Consider the following 15,488-nt stretch of genomic DNA (forward strand, 5'->3'; position numbering starts at 1 on the left):
CTCGCGTCAGTTGCCTCGCCTAGGCTGTTCAGCGGCCTGCTGAGGCTGCCATATTCAAGCACAGGCCAAAGCCTCAGGCAGGCGTCAGACACTCCGGCCCGTCGAGCTTCGGGTCATTGACCAGATTGCTCAATACCCGTTCCCGCAGGGGCTGCGGTCTGCCGACGAGCAGCGCCTGCAGCTCCTCGAGTGGCGTATCGGCGGCCAGCCAGCGCTGCCTGTCGTGTGCACTGAGAATCAACGGGCGGCGCAGCGTCGCGGCCGCCTGGGTGATCATCGCCGTGCTCAGGTAAACCTGCCCCTCGACGGGATAGGCCTCCCAGACTGCGGCGAAATACAGCAGCGACTCCTCGCTGCTCAGCCAGTACGGCCTCTTGCGCGCGGCACCGCGCCATTCGTAGAAGCCGTTGGCCGGAATCAGGCCGCGGCGCAGGCGAAACGCGTCGCGAAACATCGGCTGCTCGGCCAGGGTTTCGGCGCGGGCGTGGGCCGGCGTTTTCGACAGGTCCTTCAACCAGGGGGGGGTCAACCCCCAGCGCGCGCGAACCAGCGCAGGCTGTTCATGGTCGCTGCGCAATAACAGCACCTGGGAGCCAGGCGCGAAGTTCCAGTGGGGCTGCTGGTCAGCGGGAAAGCCTGGCTGCGCCGCAAAGGCGGGCGTCCAGCGAAACAGCGCGAAGCGTCCACTCATGAAAGGCTCATCGGGATGGGGTGGCACACGCCGCTCAACACAGCAGCACGCCCTGAACGGAATCCGGCTCGTCACCGGGTAGCGGTTGCGCACCATTGTACTCGCCGATCAGCCAGCGGGCGCGCTCGGCGTCGGCGTCCTCGACCAGCAGGCCGAGCAGGCCGCACGCCGGCAGCTCGCCCACCGCGCCAGCCAGATGAGCACCGACCAGATGCGCCTGGATGCCCTCGCTGGCCAGCATGGCCTTGAGCAATTCGCCTTCCATCAGGTCCTGGGGCTCGTAGACGCGCTTCATCAGTCGTTCTCTCCCCGCACATCCAGCTGCCAGCTCTGGCCATCGGTTTCGAGCAGGAAAACGATGGGCCGGCAGCACACCGGGCAGTCCTCGATGTACTGCTGGTCACCCGCCGACAGGTCCAGCAGCGCCTCGACCGCCTCGCCGCAGTAGGGGCACTCATAATCCTGGGTTTCCAACATGGGGCGCCTCCGTGTGACTTGCAGGTTATAATGGGCGGTCTATTGCTGCGCCTCGAGTTGCCGTCACGCGTGATTACGGCACAGGGTCCAGCGCTTTCCACTCTTCAATCGCAGCGATAATCACAAGAGATCATGATGGGCGAATTCGACAGCATCCGACCCTATGCCGACGCGGAAATTCCAGCGGTTCTGGCGCGCCTGTTGGCCGACGATGCGTTTCTCGACATCCTTACCCAGTTTCGCTTTCCGCGCCTGGCCGGCCCGTTCGGCTGGCTGCTCAAACCTCTTATAGCCCATCGGCTGCGTTCGCAGTTCCGCCATATCGGCTCGGTTCGAGCCCTGCAGGAGTCCATCGAACCGTATATCGACCGCACCGTCGAGCACGCCACCGATGGCGTGAGCTATTCGGGCGTGGAAACCCTGAAGGCCGGCAACCCCTACCTGTTCCTGGCCAACCATCGCGACATCGTCATGGACCCGGCCTTCGTCAACTACGCCGTGTACCACGCCGGCCTGCAGACGCCGCGTATCGCCATTGGCGACAACCTGCTGCAGAAGCCCTTCGTCAGCGACCTGATGCGCCTGAACAAGAGTTTCATCGTGCACCGCTCGATCACCGGGCGGCGCGAAAAGCTCGCCGCCTACCAGCTGCTGTCGGCCTATATCAGCCATTCGATCGGCCAGGACGGCGAATCGATCTGGATCGCCCAGGCCGAAGGCCGTGCCAAGGACGGTGACGACCGCACCGACTCGGCGATCCTCAAGATGTTTCATATGAGCCGCAAGGACGAACCCTTCGCGCAGGTCATCGCCAGCCTCAAGCTCACCCCGGTATCGATCAGCTACGAGTACGACCCCTGCGACCAGGCCAAGGCCCGCGAGCTCTACACCCGTGCCACCACGGGCAGCTACACCAAGCAGCCGGGCGAGGATGACAAGAGCATCGGCCTGGGCATCACCGGTTACAAGGGGCGCGTGCACGTGCATTTCGGCGACCCGATCACCAGCGGTTTCGAGGATGCCAAGCAACTGGCCGCCCTGGTCGATGCGCAGATCCTCACCGGCTACCGCCTGTTCCCGGTGCATTACCTGGCCTATGCCATGTGGAGCGATCGCGATCCGCAGCTGGAGGTGCCGGCAGCCGAGTCACTGTTCGGCGCCGCCGAACTGGCTGCAGCCAGGGAGCAATGGCAGCAGCGCCTGAGCCGCTGCCCGGGCGAGCAACAGCCCTACCTAATCCTTCAGTACGCGATGCCGGTACGCAACCAGTACCGCATCAAGGCTGGCCTGCCGCTCTGATTGCGGCAGCCATGAAAAAGCCCCGACAGGTCGGGGCTTTTTCATGGCTGCCGTCAGGCTCACTGACCGCTGAGGATCTGCCCCAGGGTCGGGTCCTTGAAGGCGCGGGTCAGTGCATCGCTCAACACGTCGCTGACCAGCTTGGTATTGGTTTCCTGGTTCGGCGCCATGCCGAAACGCTGGTTCAGCGAGGCACCGTAGCGGCCGCTGTAACGGCGATTGCTGTTCTGCACGTCAGCGCGGAAGCTGGCGGTCATGTTGGCTTCGGTGACGTACAGACCCTCTTTGGGCGACTGGTACTTGAGCTCGGCCAGGGTCAGGGTCAGCTGTGGTGCGTTGTAGGCATTGGCCGACGGGGTGAAGCCCAGCAGGCGCACGGCCGCCTCGGCCTGGGCTTGCAGCTTGGGCAGTACGTCCTGGCCCGATACGCTGATGGCGCTGGTCTCCGGGTACAGGCCGCCACGGGTGCCCAGCACCGGAGAGGGACGCCCATCGACGACCCGCACCACGACCGGCTGGCCCTGCCCCACGGGCGTCAGGGACCCGATCAGCCTGGGCTGCGGGCTGAGCTGTTGGGGGCTGTGGGCACAACCGACAAGAGCCAGACTGATAACGGCAACCAGACCAAACAACAGGCGATTCATATTCGGTTCTCCATGGGGGGCGCTTAAGGCTCGCGAAGTATAACGAATCGACCTGTAAACGGTGAGCACGGTTCCGCGTCACCTCTTGGTCACATGCCGACGGTATAAGACTTTGGTCGCTTTGCATGAACGGAGCTTGTTTGATGCGTGCCCTCCTGCAGAAAATCGCCAGCGCCCGAAACCCGCGCATTTTTGCCCGCCTCGATGAACAGGGCATCTGCCGCGCATTCCGCCAGAGCGCCCAGCCGCCGGGCCCTGCAGGCTGGCACGAGGTCAACGAACAGCGCCTGACCTGGCTCGGCGCGCCGTTGCCGAAAAGCGCATTCACCCGCCACTGAGCGCCCGCCAGGGCGTTTTCGCCCCCCAGTGCCTGTGCAATAAAAGTCACACGCACCTGATCACTTCCCGCGCTTTCGCCTTATAATCGCGCCCCGATTATAAGGACGCCTCCTGATCGGCATCGCCGTACCGCTGATGCAGTCATGCCATCGGCAACGCCACAGAGAGTCGCCCACTTCGTGCTGCTCGATATCAGAGCCCCCGCCTTGCAGTGCCGCGTTTTCGCGGAACATCTGCCGGCTGGAACGGCCCAACAGGCACATGAACTTTTGAGGTTCGCGTTCCAAAAGAACGTGAAAAAACGGTTTCAATAACTTCACAAGAGTGTGGCGAACATATGAATCATCTTGCGGCAGGACACGGCGACCTCCTCCCGTCATTCCAATCCTCAATACAGCTCTGCAACCGCTGACAGGCGCTTTTGACGCCCAGGCCGACGGCCTATGACTGGACGCTGATTTTTTGGAGATGTGGTAATGGCGCAGAACGATTACGAAGCTGTAGATGTAGTGCTGGTCGGTGCCGGCATCATGAGCGCAACGCTGGCCGTGCTGCTCAAGGAGCTCGATCCGGGCATCAAGCTGGAAGTCGTCGAGGCGATGGACTTCGGTGCGGCGGAAAGCTCCAACCCGTGGAACAACGCGGGTACCGGCCACGCCGGCCTGTGCGAACTCAACTACACCCCCGAGTCCGCCGACGGTTCCATCGACATCAAGAAGGCGGTGAGCATCAACGCCCAGTTCGAGGAGTCCAAGCAGTTCTGGGCCTACCTGGTCAAGAAAGGCACCTTTGGCGCGCCCAAGTCCTTTATCAATCCCGTTCCGCACCTGAGCTTCGTCCGTGGCCAGAAAGGCATCGACTACCTCAGGAAGCGCTTCGAGGCGCTGCACGTGCACCACGCGTTCGAAGACATGGTGTACAGCGAAGATCGCGCCACCATGAACGAATGGATGCCGCTGATGATGCCCGGCCGTGATCCGAATGAGCCGATCGCGGCGACCCGCGTGGCCAACGGCACCGACGTCAACTTCGGTGCGCTCACCAAGAGCCTGCTCGACCACCTGGTTCAGCAGAGCGAGGCGCGCGTGACCTTCAATCAGCGGGTGACCGACCTCACCCGCAACGAGCATGGCTGGCGGGTGAGCACCAAGGATCAGAAGAGCGGCAATCACCGCCAGATCCAGGCTCGCTTCGTGTTTCTCGGTGCCGGTGGCGGCGCCCTGCCCCTGCTGCAGCTGTCCGGTATCGCCGAAGGCAAGGGTTTTGGCGGCTTCCCGGTCAGCGGCCAGTGGCTACGCTGCGACAACCCGGAGGTGGTCAACCAGCACCAGGCCAAGGTGTACAGCCAGGCCGAAGTCGGCTCGCCACCCATGTCGGTACCGCACCTGGACACCCGCGTGGTGGATGGCAAGAAGTCGCTGCTGTTCGGGCCTTATGCCGGCTTCACCACCAAGTTCCTGAAGAAGGGTTCGTTTCTCGACCTGCCGATGTCGGTGCGCCTGAACAACATCGGCCCGATGCTGGCGGTGGCCCGCGACAACTTCGACCTGACCCGTTACCTGGTCAAGGAAGTCATGCAGTCCCAGGAACAACGCCTCAAGACGCTGCGCGGCTTCTATCCGGAGGCCAAGGCCAGCGACTGGCGCCTGGAGATTGCCGGCCAGCGCGTGCAGATCATCAAGAAGGACGCCAACAAAGGCGGCATCCTGCAGTTCGGCACCGAACTGGTGGCCGCCCAGGATGGCTCCATCGCCGCCCTGCTGGGCGCCTCGCCAGGCGCTTCGGTGACCGTATCGATCATGCTCGACCTGATTCGCCGCTGCTTCCCCGAGCGGGCCGCGTCGGCCGAGTGGAGTGCCAAGCTGAACGAGATGTTCCCGGCACCCGCCTCGGTGCTGGTGAAGGATGCCGAGCAGTACCGCGCCGTTCAGGCCCAGTCGGATGCGCTGCTGCAATTGCGCGATGCGGTGCCGGCGTAATACCGGCCCACTGAAAACGGCGCCCCCGAGGCGCCGTTTTCATTTCTGGTTCTGCCACAGGCAATAAAAAAGCCAGTCAGCAGGCTGACTGGCCCAGGGCCTGGCAGGCCGGGTGTTACTGGAACAGCGAGTCGGCGGACAGGCCGTTCTTCTCGAGTATCTCGCGCAAGCGCTTGAGCGCCTCGACCTGGATCTGCCGCACGCGCTCACGGGTAAGGCCGATTTCCTGGCCGACCTCCTCGAGGGTGCAGCTCTCGTGCCCGCGCAAGCCGAAGCGCCGAACCACCACCTCACGCTGCTTCTCGGTCAGGTCCGAAAGCCACTGGTCGATGCTTTGCGATAGGTCATCGTCCTGCAACAGCTCGCAGGGATCCGTAGGGCGATCGTCGGTAAGGGTGTCGAGCAGCGTCTTGTCGGAGTCCGGCCCCAGCGACACGTCCACCGAGGACACCCGCTCGTTGAGCCCCAGCATACGCTTGACCTCGCCCACCGGCTTTTCCAGCAGGTTGGCGATTTCTTCGGGGGACGGCTCGTGATCGAGCTTCTGGGTCAGCTCCCGCGCGGCGCGCAGGTAGACGTTGAGTTCCTTGACCACGTGAATGGGCAGGCGGATGGTGCGGGTCTGGTTCATGATCGCCCGCTCGATGGTCTGCCGGATCCACCAGGTCGCGTAGGTGGAGAAACGGAAGCCGCGCTCCGGGTCGAATTTCTCCACGGCGCGGATCAGGCCGAGGTTGCCTTCTTCGATCAGGTCCAGCAGCGACAACCCGCGGTTCACGTAGCGCCGGGCGATCTTCACCACCAGCCGCAGGTTGCTTTCGATCATGCGCTTGCGCCCTGCGGGGTCGCCCTTCTGCGCCAGACGCGCGAAGAACACCTCTTCTTCAGGGGTGAGCAGCGGGGAGAAACCGATTTCGTTGAGGTACAGCTGAGTGGCGTCGAGCGCCCGGGTGTAGTCGATGTACTTGTGCTGCTTGCTGCCACTGGGCTGCTTGGTCTTGCTCCGCGTAGCGACCTTGGCAGTAGGCGCCTTGTCGTTAGCCTCGTGAAGATCGATATCCGGCTCCATCAGGAGCACGTCCTCATCGATGTCAAACTCCGGCGCCACCTTGGTATCGAGTGCCATTTTATTGTTCCGTCCCTTGCTGAGTTCGACCAGCAAGCCCTGATGTGCGCGTCTCCTTGGCAACATCAGAGCCCGTCCAACCCACGTGAGCGGGTGAACGAGCGACAGATCAACGACGTGGCAGGTATTGCATTGGATCTACTGGCTTACCCTGGCGGCGAATTTCGAAGTGAAGCTTCACCCGGTCAGTTCCCGTGGAACCCATCTCGGCAATCTGTTGCCCGACCTTGACCTGCTGCCCCTCACGTACCAATAGCCTGCGGTTGTGGCCGTAGGCACTCACGTAGGTATCGCTGTGCTTGATGATCACCAATTCGCCGTAGCCCCGTAACCCACTCCCGGCGTAGACAACGGATCCACCAGACGCAGCAAGGACAGGCTGTCCCAATTCACCTGCTATATCAATGCCTTTATTCAAACTACCGTTTGAGGAAAAACGGCCGATAATCGCACCACTTGCCGGCCATGCCCAGCCTGTCGCGGAACGCTGAACAGGGGCTACGGGCGTGGTGGCAGGCGTCACCACGACCGGTGTCGACGGACGGGTGGTGGTTTGTGCCGGAGGTGCCTGTACCGGCGTCGAGGGCCGGCTGGGCGTGGTCACTATCGGCGTCGAAACGCTGGGTGCGGAGGCCGTCACCGGCCTGCTCGTGCTACCCGAGCCGAAACGAATCACCTGGCCGACGCGGATCAGGTAGGGCGGCGCGATGGCGTTGTGGGCAGCCAGCGCTTTCCAGTCCCAGCCGTAACGAAAGGCGATCGAGTAAAGTGTGTCCCCACGTTGCACGCGGTACTGGCCGGAGGTCACCGGTTGACGCTGTGACGCCGCGTTGTTGCGATCGACCACCTGCACACCGCCTGATGGCGAGCTGGCGCAGCCGGTCAGCAATGCGCCCATGGCCATCAACACCAGCAGGTTGCGCAGCATGCCCGAGGAACGGTGTCCTTGCTTGGCTGTGGAACTCACCCCAATCTCCCTTGCAAACGGCCCCGAGCGACCGGTAACGAACGCCGAAACGTCACACCTCTTCAACCTGGCGGCGGCGCGCCAGCCATTCAACACCCAGCACCAGCGCGATGGCACACAGGCTCAGCACGATGGCCAGCAACAGTTGCGCATCCTCGCCGCTGACGTCGGCAAACTGCCATGGCAATAGATTGACCTGCTCGAGTGGAAACGATTCACCATGCCGATTGGTTTGCCAGGTCAGGGTCTGCTTCCAGGGCCAGACCTTGACCAGGGAACCGAGCATCAGCCCGGCCAGAAAAGCCATGGTCAGGTCACGCATGTTGGCGAGCAGCCAGCTCAGCGCCTTCGAGAAGGTCAGCAGCCCCAGCACGCAGCCCGCACAGAACACCGCGAGCACGGCCACATCGAAATTCTTCACGGCCCCCAGTACCACGGGATACAGGCCCAGCAATACGAGGATGAAGCTGCCCGAGATGCCCGGCAGGATCATCGCACTGATGGCGATGGCGCCAGCGAAGAACAGCATCAGCGGGTCGGCCGACAATTGCATGGGCACCGCCAGGGTGATCCACAAGGCGAATGCCAGGCCGACCGCGAAGCCGACCAGGCGGTTGCTGCGCCAGGCCTGCACCTCGCGCCCCACCAGGTAGACGGACACCAGCACCAGCCCGAAGAAGAATGCCCACAACGGCACCGGGTGCTCGTTCATCAGGTAGCTGATGGCCCGGGCCAGGGTGAAGATGCTGCTGAGGATGCCCAGCAGGACCACCAGCAGAAAGCTGGCATTGCACGCCTGCCACGCCGCGCCGATGCGCCCGCGCGCCACCAGCATCAAGGCCTGGGGCATGGCGGCGAAGGAAGCGAGAAGCTTGTCGTATATACCGGTGATCAGGGCAACGGTGCCGCCGGAGAAACCAGGCACCACGTCGACCGCGCCCATGGCCATTCCTTTGGTATAGAGCAACAAGGTTTTCTTCATGCATCCTTCCGTTCGATTCGAATCAGGCCAGTGGGCCGTTAAGCAGGGGCACGAACCGTACCGCGTCGAGTACGTGCCGGGAGAAACCCTGTTCCTCGCGAATGATCAATAACAATTGCTGAACGTCGCCTGAACCAACGGGAATCACCAGGCGACCGCCGGGAGCCAGCTGGTCGAGCAGCGCCTGGGGCACTTCCGAGGCCGCGGCGGTCACGATGATGCCGTTGTAAGGCGCCAGTGCCGGCCAGCCTTCCCAGCCATCGCCCCAGCGAAAGACCACGTTGCGCAGGCTGAGTTTGACCAATCGTTCCTTCGCCCGTTCCTGCAGCCCCTGAATGCGCTCGACGGTGAACACCCGCTCGACCAGTTGCGCCAGGATCGCCGTCTGGTAGCCGGAGCCGGTACCGATCTCCAGCACCTTGTCCAGCGGGCCGGCGGCGAGCAGCAACTCGCTCATGCGAGCCACCATGTAGGGCTGCGAAATGGTCTGGTTGTGGCCGATCGGCAGCGCCGTGTCTTCATAGGCGCGGTGGGCCAGGGCCTCGTCGACGAACAGATGACGCGGCGTACGCCTGATCACCTCGAGCACGCCCGCGTTGGACAGCCCTTCATCGTAAAGTCGCTGGATCAGGCGCTCGCGGGTGCGTTGCGAGGTCATGCCAATCCCGTGGCGGTCATGCTCCCGATTCATGTCATCAACCCCTCCAGCCAGGGTCTGAGGCGATTGAGTCCATCCTGATAGGTGCGGTCGAGCTGCAGCGGGGTGACCGACACGTAACCCTGCATCACGGCGTGGAAGTCGGTGCCCTCGGCACCATCCTCGACATCCCCGGCGGCGGCGATCCAGTAGCCGGCCTTGCCCCGCGGGTTGACGTCCCTGACCGGCGCGGCGGCGCGAGCCCGATGGCCCAGACGGGTCAGCTGCACGCCCCGGATACGATCGAGCGGCAGGTTCGGTACGTTGACGTTGAGCACCGTGCGCGGCGGCAGGTCGAGCTGCTCGTGGGCCGCGACCAGCCGGCGGGCGAAATGGGCTGCCGTGGGCAGGTTCTCGGCCGAACGGGAGGCCAGCGAAAAGGCGAACGCCGGCCGGGCCAGAAAGCGGCCTTCCAGGGCGGCGCCGACGGTACCGGAATACAGCACGTCGTCCCCCAGATTGGGGCCCATGTTGATGCCGGACACGACTAGGTCCGGCATGTCGGGCAGCAGGCCGTTGATGCCCAGGTGCACGCAGTCGGTGGGCGTGCCATTGAGGCTGATGTAACCATTGGCCTGCGTGCAGGGATGCAGTGGGCGATCCAGGGTCAGCGCGCTGCTGGCGCCGCTGCGGTCGCCATCGGGAGCGATCACCGTGCAGTCGGCGTAATCGGCCAGCGCAGCGTGCAACGCGGCGAGGCCCGGTGCGGCCACGCCGTCATCGTTAGAAATCAGAATACGCATGGGTTGTCCGTCTGCCCTGCCGGCAAAAGCTCGACGATTTCGCGCACCAGAGCGGTGGCGAAACATCCAGCCGGCAGGACGAATTCCAGTTGCAGAATGTCAGGCTCGGGATAATGCCACGTCAAACCGCTAATGGGGAGGCGCAGGATACGCCGTTCGTGCGCCATGTCCGCTTGTGCGAGCCAGCCTGTCAGCTGCGCCTCGGAGCTGGCGACGCGCCGCTCGAGATCGCCGGTGGCGCCCTGGGCAGGCGAAGTACCCTCGCCCCACAGCGGCCCGGTGGGATGCAGGTCCAGTTCAGCCAGGCGAGGATCCAGGCATTCGGCCGCGCCGGCCGCGAAAAAGCTGCGGCTGTCGGTGAATGCCAGCAGGTCGCCCGGCAGCGCCTGGTTCCAGGTGCCAGCTGCCACGCGCTCGGCCAGTACCCGGTTGAACACCAGGCTGCGCGCCGCCGACAGCACCCGCGAACGCACGTTGCGCTTGTCCGGCAATTCGCTGCGCTCGGCGAAGTGCCGGGCGTGGGCCACGTTGCCGCCCTCGTACCCGAAGCGCTGGGCACCGTAGTAATTGGGAATGCCCTGCTCGCGAATAACCTGCAGGCGCTGATCGAGCGCGGCCCGGTCGGCCTGCAGCCCGGTCAGGCGCAGGGTGAAACCGTTGGCGGCATGGGCACCACGCTGCAGTTTGCGGGTATGGCGCACCTGCCTGAGGATGGCCAGGGTGTCGTCCTGCGCCGCCGTCAGGTCGGGATCCAGCTTGCCGGGCAGATGGAGGCTGAACCACTGTCGGGTCAGCGCCTGCTTGTCCTTCAGGCCGGCGTAACTGATCATCCGCACGGGCACACCTGCGGCGCGCGCCAGGCGACGTGCAGCATCCTCGGTGTTCAGCCCGCGTTTTTCGACCCACAGCCACAGGTGCTCACCGGCCCCGGACAGCTCGATGTCCAGCACTTCGTCGACTTGAAAATCTTCGGCCGTCGCCTTGAGCACGGCCTGCCCGCAGGGTTCGCCATGGGCCCGTGGGCCGAGCAGTTCCGGTTCGGTCATGCGCTGACCAGCAAGGCCACGGCGTGCACGGCAATGCCTTCCTCGCGCCCCACAAACCCCAGCTTTTCGGTGGTGGTGGCCTTGACGTTGACCTGATCGAGCGCGACCTGCAGGTCTTCGGCGATCAGCGCGCGCATGGTCTCGATATGGGGGGCCATCTTCGGCGCCTGGGCCTCGATAGTGGCGTCGACGTTGCCGACCTTCCAGCCCTTGGCGTGCACCAGGCCGAGCACATGGCGCAGCAGCACACGGCTGTCGGCACCCTTGAAGTTGGGATCGGTATCGGGGAAATGCTTGCCGATGTCGCCGAGCGCCACGGCGCCGAGCAAGGCGTCGCTCAGTGCGTGCAGCACCACGTCGCCATCGGAATGGGCAACCAGGCCGAACCTGTGGGGGATGCGTACGCCGCCCAGGGTGATGAAATCCCCGTCGCCGAAGCGGTGCACGTCGTAACCATGGCCAATCCGCATGAGCCGTTGCCCTCGCAAAAAGACCGATTCTACCCGAAAGCGCAGGGCGAGGCGGGACTTGCCGGCGATCGAAGCAGCCCGCGAACCTCGCGCATCGCCCACCCTCGCGATCGATCGGCGAAAGTGGCTGCAACCTGCGATTAGCCGCTGCGGAGCGGATCGAGAGAGACGCCAAGACGAAAAACGTGGGAATGTTTTTGCGCTTGCAGGAGTCGACAAGAGGTAGCAACGATTTCCAGCCACCATGGAGAACATCATGGCCGTAGTAAAGAAACCGGTAGTCGCTAAACCCAAGGCAAAGGCTGCACCGAAAACCGCGCCGTCGAAACTCAAGGGCGATGGCCTGAGCATCAACACCAGCGTCGACGGCAGTGCTCGCGAAAAAGTCGCCGAAGCGCTGACCAAGGCGGTGGCCGATAGCTACACCCTGTACGTGAAGACGCTGGGCGTGCACTGGAACGTGCAGGGCGCCAACTTCTATGGCCTGCACAAGCTGACCGACGAGCAGTACAACGAACTGCACCAGGCCGCTGACGAGATCGCCGAACGCATCCGCGCCCTGGGCAAGCTGGTGCCGACCGGTGGGGAAACCTTCCGCTCGCTGACCGTGATCGACAACGAGGCGCCCCACGGCACCACGCCGCAGATGATCAAGCAACTGGTGCTGGACAACGAAACCGCTGCCCGTCGCATGAGCGAGTTCGCGGAGTTGGCCGAAGAAGCTGGCGACCTGTTCAGCCACGACATGCTGGTAGCGCGTATCGGCGTGCACGAGCAGAACGCCTGGATGCTGCGTTCCAGCCTGGGCGAGTAATCGTTGGGCGACAAGAAAGGGCGCTGCGGATCTGATCCGCAGCGCCCTTTTTAATTCATCAAGCCCTATATCGCGTCGCGGGCATGGCCCGCTCCCGCAGAAGCCGCTCAATAACTATCTGTGGGAACGGGCGGGGTGCCGGTCAACGATGGCGAAATGCCTTTGCCACCGACCAGAAGCCTCAGCCTACCAACGCCTCGGCATGATGACGCAGGTGATCTTCGATAAAGCTGGCGATGAAGTAATAGCTGTGGTCGTACCCAGGCTGCAGGCGCAGGGTCAGCGGATGCCCTGCCGCCTTGGCCGCCGCCTCCAGCGCCTTGGGCTTGAGCTGGCCATCGAGGAAGTCGTCACGGTCACCTTGATCGACCAGGATCGGCAGTCTTTCCGCGGCCTCGGCGATCAGCAGGCTGGCATCCCATTCGCGCCAGCGCGAACGGTCTTCGCCCAGGTAGTTGCTCAAAGCCTTTTCGCCCCATGGGCAATTGACCGGATTGGCGATCGGTGAAAACGCCGAAACCGACTGATAGCGCCCCGGATTCTTCAGCGCGCAGATCAGTGCGCCATGGCCGCCCATGGAATGACCGGCGATACCGCGCTTGCCGGAGACCGGGAAGTTGGCCTCGATCAGCGCCGGCAGTTCCTGCACCACATAGTCGTACATGCGGTAATGACGCGCCCAGGGCTCCTGGGTGGCGTTGACGTAGAAGCCGGCGCCAAGGCCGAAGTCATAGGCGCCGTTGGCGTCATCCGGCACGCCCTCGCCCCGCGGGCTGGTGTCCGGCGCGACGATGATCAACCCCAGCTCGGCGGCCATGCGCTGGGCGCCGGCCTTTTGCATGAAGTTCTCGTCGGTGCAGGTCAAACCGCTCAGCCAGTACAGCACCGGCAATTTGGCGCCCTGCTCGGCCTGGGGCGGCAGGTAGACGGCGAACACCATGTCGCAGTTGAGACTGGAGGAACGGTGCCTGTAGCGCTTGTGCCAGCCGCCGAAGCTCTTGTTGCTGGATACGATTTCCAAAGTCATGGCGAATCCTCACGGGCGGTGGACAGGCTGCCTTGCGACAGCGTTGTCCACCCTACTGATCAGTAGTGGATGACGGTGCGGATGCTCTTGCCTTCGTGCATCAGGTCGAAGGCGTCGTTGATCTTGTCCAGGCCCATGGTATGGGTGATGAAGGTGTCCAGCGGAATCTCGCCGCTCTGGGATTTCTCCACATAGCTCGGCAGCTCGGTGCGGCCCTTGACGCCACCGAAGGCGCTGCCGCGCCAGACGCGGCCGGTCACCAGCTGGAACGGACGGGTGCTGATCTCCTGGCCAGCGCCGGCCACGCCGATGATCACGCTCTCGCCCCAGCCCTTGTGGGCGCATTCCAACGCGGCGCGCATCAGTTGCACGTTGCCGACGCACTCGAAGCTATAGTCCACGCCGCCATCGGTGAGCTCGACGATGACGTCCTGGATCGGCTTGTCGTAATCCTTCGGGTTGACGAAGTCGGTTGCGCCCAGCTCACGGGCCACGTCGAACTTGGCCGGGTTGATGTCGACGGCGATGATCCGCGAGGCCTTGGCCATCTTGGCGCCGATGATCGCCGCCAGGCCAATGCCACCCAGGCCGAAGATCGCCACGGTGGCGCCCTCCTCCACCTTGGCGGTGTTGAGCACGGCACCGATACCGGTGGTCACGCCGCAGCCGAGCAGGCAGACCTTTTCCAACGGTGCTTCCTTGGGAATCACGGCCAGGGACACTTCCGGCAGCACGGTGTATTCGGAGAAGGTCGAGCAGCCCATGTAGTGGTAGATCGGCTCACCGTTGTAGCTGAAACGGGTGGTGCCATCGGGCATCAGGCCCTTGCCCTGGGTGGCGCGCACCGAGCTGCACAGGTTGGTCTTGCCGGACAGGCAGAACTTGCACTTGCGACACTCGGCGGTGTACAGCGGGATCACATGATCACCGACGGCCACCGAGGTCACGCCCTCACCGATGGCTTCGACGATACCGCCACCTTCATGGCCGAGGATCGACGGGAACACGCCCTCGGAATCGGCACCGGACAGGGTGTAGGCATCGGTGTGGCAAACGCCGGTGGCGACGATGCGCACCAGCACCTCGCCGGCCTTTGGCGGCTCCACATCCACTTCGACGATTTTCAGCGGCTCGTTCGGGGCGAAGGCTACGGCGGCGCGCGACTTGATCATGATGGAGCTCTCCAGATGAATTGCGATGGCGACGAGTGTAGTGGAGCCATCGATTGAGATAATCAGGCAGAATGCAAAACATTATTGCTCTACAGGGATAATCGACGATGTCGCGAGTGATGCCATGAACCGCTGGGAAGGGCTGGACGAATTCGTCGCCGTGGCCGAATGCGGCCAGTTCACGGCAGCGGCAGAACGCCTGGGACTGTCTTCGTCACAGGTGAGCCGGCAGATCGCCCGCCTCGAAGAACGCCTGCACACCCGCCTGTTCTACCGCACCACGCGCAAGGTGGCGCTGACCGAGGCCGGCCAGACCTTCCTGCAACATTGCCAGCGTCTGCAGGACGCCCGTGAAGAAGCACTGAACGCCATTGGCGATCTGGGTAGCGAGCCCAAGGGCCTGCTGCGCATGACCTGTGCAGTGGCCTACGGCGAGCGCTTCATCGTGCCGCTGGTCACCGCGTTCATGGCGCACCACCCCAGGCTGTCGGTCGAGATCGAGCTGAGCAATCGCACCCTCGACCTGGTGCAGGACGGCTTCGATATCGCCATTCGCCTCGGCCGCCTGCAGGACTCGCGCATGCTGGCGACCCGCCTGGCCCCACGACGCATGTACCTGTGCGCATCGGCCGACTACCTGCAGCGTTACGGACGCCCGCACAGCCTGTCGGAACTGGCTCGGCACAATTGCCTGATCGGCAGCAGCGACGTCTGGACCTTTCAGCTCGAAGGCCGTGAGGCTTCGCAGCGGGTCAATGGCAACTGGCGCTGCAACAGCGGTCAGGCCGTGCTGGACGCGGCCCTGGCCGGGCTAGGTCTGTGTCAGCTGCCGGATTACTACGTGCTCGAGCACCTGCGCAGCGGCGCCCTGGTGTCGCTGCTCGACAATCATCAACCGCCCAATACCGCGGTATGGGCGCTGTACCCCCAGCAGCGGCACCTGTCGCCCAAGGTCAGGCAATTGATCGACGCATTACGTTACGGTCTCGCTCAGCGCGCCGAATACGCCTGACTG

At 63.8% G+C, this 15,488-nt stretch carries 18 protein-coding genes; 5 read left to right on the top strand and 13 right to left on the bottom strand.

What is annotated here, in order from left to right; genetic code table 11:
- Positions 1–73 precede the first annotated feature (73 nt).
- The 3 genes from K8U54_RS04265 to K8U54_RS04275 are packed head-to-tail and all read right to left on the bottom strand — an operon-like array spanning position 74 to position 1,168.
- Positions 74–691 (bottom strand): SOS response-associated peptidase, encoded by a 618-nt coding sequence (locus tag K8U54_RS04265; protein WP_249909014.1) that lies wholly within the window; start codon positions 689–691, stop codon positions 74–76.
- A gap of 34 nt (positions 692–725) precedes the next feature.
- The gene (locus K8U54_RS04270) at positions 726–986 is read right to left on the bottom strand and encodes a DUF2007 domain-containing protein (protein WP_249909015.1); all 261 of its coding nucleotides are present in this window, start codon (positions 984–986) and stop codon (positions 726–728) included.
- A complete protein-coding gene (locus K8U54_RS04275; protein ID WP_249909016.1) occupies positions 986–1,168 on the bottom strand; it encodes a CPXCG motif-containing cysteine-rich protein in 183 nt (60 codons plus the stop codon). The genes K8U54_RS04270 and K8U54_RS04275 overlap by 1 nt, the downstream gene beginning before the upstream one ends.
- A gap of 135 nt (positions 1,169–1,303) precedes the next feature.
- Between K8U54_RS04275 and K8U54_RS04280 the strand changes: the two genes are divergently transcribed.
- Positions 1,304–2,467, top strand: a complete 1,164-nt coding sequence (locus K8U54_RS04280; protein WP_249909017.1) for a 1-acyl-sn-glycerol-3-phosphate acyltransferase — start codon at positions 1,304–1,306, stop codon at positions 2,465–2,467.
- A 59-nt stretch (positions 2,468–2,526) separates the two neighbouring features.
- Here the strand turns inward: K8U54_RS04280 and K8U54_RS04285 are convergent, their stop codons facing one another.
- Entirely contained in the window at positions 2,527–3,111 is a 585-nt protein-coding gene (locus K8U54_RS04285) for a YajG family lipoprotein (RefSeq protein WP_111460634.1), read from the bottom strand.
- A 143-nt stretch (positions 3,112–3,254) separates the two neighbouring features.
- On the opposite strand from K8U54_RS04285, the gene K8U54_RS04290 reads away from it, so the two are divergent.
- Both K8U54_RS04290 and mqo read left to right on the top strand, forming a co-directional pair.
- Positions 3,255–3,449, top strand: a complete 195-nt coding sequence (locus K8U54_RS04290) for a hypothetical protein (RefSeq protein WP_249909018.1) — start codon at positions 3,255–3,257, stop codon at positions 3,447–3,449.
- A 477-nt stretch (positions 3,450–3,926) separates the two neighbouring features.
- On the top strand, positions 3,927–5,429 hold the full coding sequence (gene mqo, locus K8U54_RS04295) for a malate dehydrogenase (quinone) (RefSeq protein WP_249909019.1): 1,503 nt from the start codon (positions 3,927–3,929) through the stop codon (positions 5,427–5,429).
- A 115-nt stretch (positions 5,430–5,544) separates the two neighbouring features.
- Here the strand turns inward: mqo and rpoS are convergent, their stop codons facing one another.
- The 7 genes from rpoS to ispF form a co-directional block, all read right to left on the bottom strand.
- Positions 5,545–6,555: an RNA polymerase sigma factor RpoS gene (gene rpoS, locus K8U54_RS04300; protein ID WP_249909020.1), complete on the bottom strand. Its 1,011-nt coding sequence runs from the start codon at positions 6,553–6,555 to the stop codon at positions 5,545–5,547.
- 109 nt (positions 6,556–6,664) lie between these two features.
- Positions 6,665–7,483 carry a peptidoglycan DD-metalloendopeptidase family protein gene (locus K8U54_RS04305; RefSeq protein ID WP_249909021.1) on the bottom strand — a complete coding sequence of 273 codons (819 nt, stop codon included), beginning with the start codon at positions 7,481–7,483 and terminating at the stop codon, positions 6,665–6,667.
- Between the two features lie 91 nt (positions 7,484–7,574).
- The gene (locus tag K8U54_RS04310; protein WP_249909022.1) at positions 7,575–8,504 is read right to left on the bottom strand and encodes a DUF368 domain-containing protein; all 930 of its coding nucleotides are present in this window, start codon (positions 8,502–8,504) and stop codon (positions 7,575–7,577) included.
- A 22-nt stretch (positions 8,505–8,526) separates the two neighbouring features.
- The gene (locus K8U54_RS04315; protein ID WP_167364665.1) at positions 8,527–9,162 is read right to left on the bottom strand and encodes a protein-L-isoaspartate(D-aspartate) O-methyltransferase; all 636 of its coding nucleotides are present in this window, start codon (positions 9,160–9,162) and stop codon (positions 8,527–8,529) included.
- 29 nt (positions 9,163–9,191) lie between these two features.
- Positions 9,192–9,944 carry a 5'/3'-nucleotidase SurE gene (gene surE, locus K8U54_RS04320; RefSeq protein WP_249909023.1) on the bottom strand — a complete coding sequence of 251 codons (753 nt, stop codon included), beginning with the start codon at positions 9,942–9,944 and terminating at the stop codon, positions 9,192–9,194.
- Positions 9,932–10,990 (bottom strand): tRNA pseudouridine(13) synthase TruD, encoded by a 1,059-nt coding sequence (gene truD, locus K8U54_RS04325; protein ID WP_249909024.1) that lies wholly within the window; start codon positions 10,988–10,990, stop codon positions 9,932–9,934. Before truD ends, surE begins: the two co-directional genes overlap by 13 nt.
- Positions 10,987–11,460, bottom strand: a complete 474-nt coding sequence (gene ispF, locus K8U54_RS04330; protein WP_249909025.1) for a 2-C-methyl-D-erythritol 2,4-cyclodiphosphate synthase — start codon at positions 11,458–11,460, stop codon at positions 10,987–10,989. Before ispF ends, truD begins: the two co-directional genes overlap by 4 nt.
- 256 nt (positions 11,461–11,716) lie before the next feature.
- Here ispF and K8U54_RS04335 point away from each other — a divergent pair, with 256 nt between their 5' ends.
- Complete coding sequence (locus tag K8U54_RS04335; protein ID WP_249909026.1) at positions 11,717–12,274, top strand: Dps family protein; 558 nt, start codon at positions 11,717–11,719, stop codon at positions 12,272–12,274.
- Between the two features lie 181 nt (positions 12,275–12,455).
- Here K8U54_RS04335 and fghA read toward each other — a convergent pair whose 3' ends face one another.
- Positions 12,456–13,301 carry an S-formylglutathione hydrolase gene (fghA, locus tag K8U54_RS04340; RefSeq protein WP_249909027.1) on the bottom strand — a complete coding sequence of 282 codons (846 nt, stop codon included), beginning with the start codon at positions 13,299–13,301 and terminating at the stop codon, positions 12,456–12,458.
- Between the two features lie 59 nt (positions 13,302–13,360).
- Positions 13,361–14,473 carry an S-(hydroxymethyl)glutathione dehydrogenase/class III alcohol dehydrogenase gene (locus K8U54_RS04345; RefSeq protein ID WP_249909028.1) on the bottom strand — a complete coding sequence of 371 codons (1,113 nt, stop codon included), beginning with the start codon at positions 14,471–14,473 and terminating at the stop codon, positions 13,361–13,363.
- Positions 14,474–14,597: 124 nt separating this feature from the next.
- Here K8U54_RS04345 and K8U54_RS04350 point away from each other — a divergent pair, with 124 nt between their 5' ends.
- Positions 14,598–15,485, top strand: coding sequence for a LysR substrate-binding domain-containing protein (locus tag K8U54_RS04350; RefSeq protein ID WP_249909029.1), 888 nt, complete (start codon positions 14,598–14,600; stop codon positions 15,483–15,485).
- Positions 15,486–15,488 lie beyond the last annotated feature (3 nt).

The organism is Pseudomonas fulva (assembly GCF_023517795.1).
Lineage (GTDB): Bacteria > Pseudomonadota > Gammaproteobacteria > Pseudomonadales > Pseudomonadaceae > Aquipseudomonas > Aquipseudomonas fulva_D.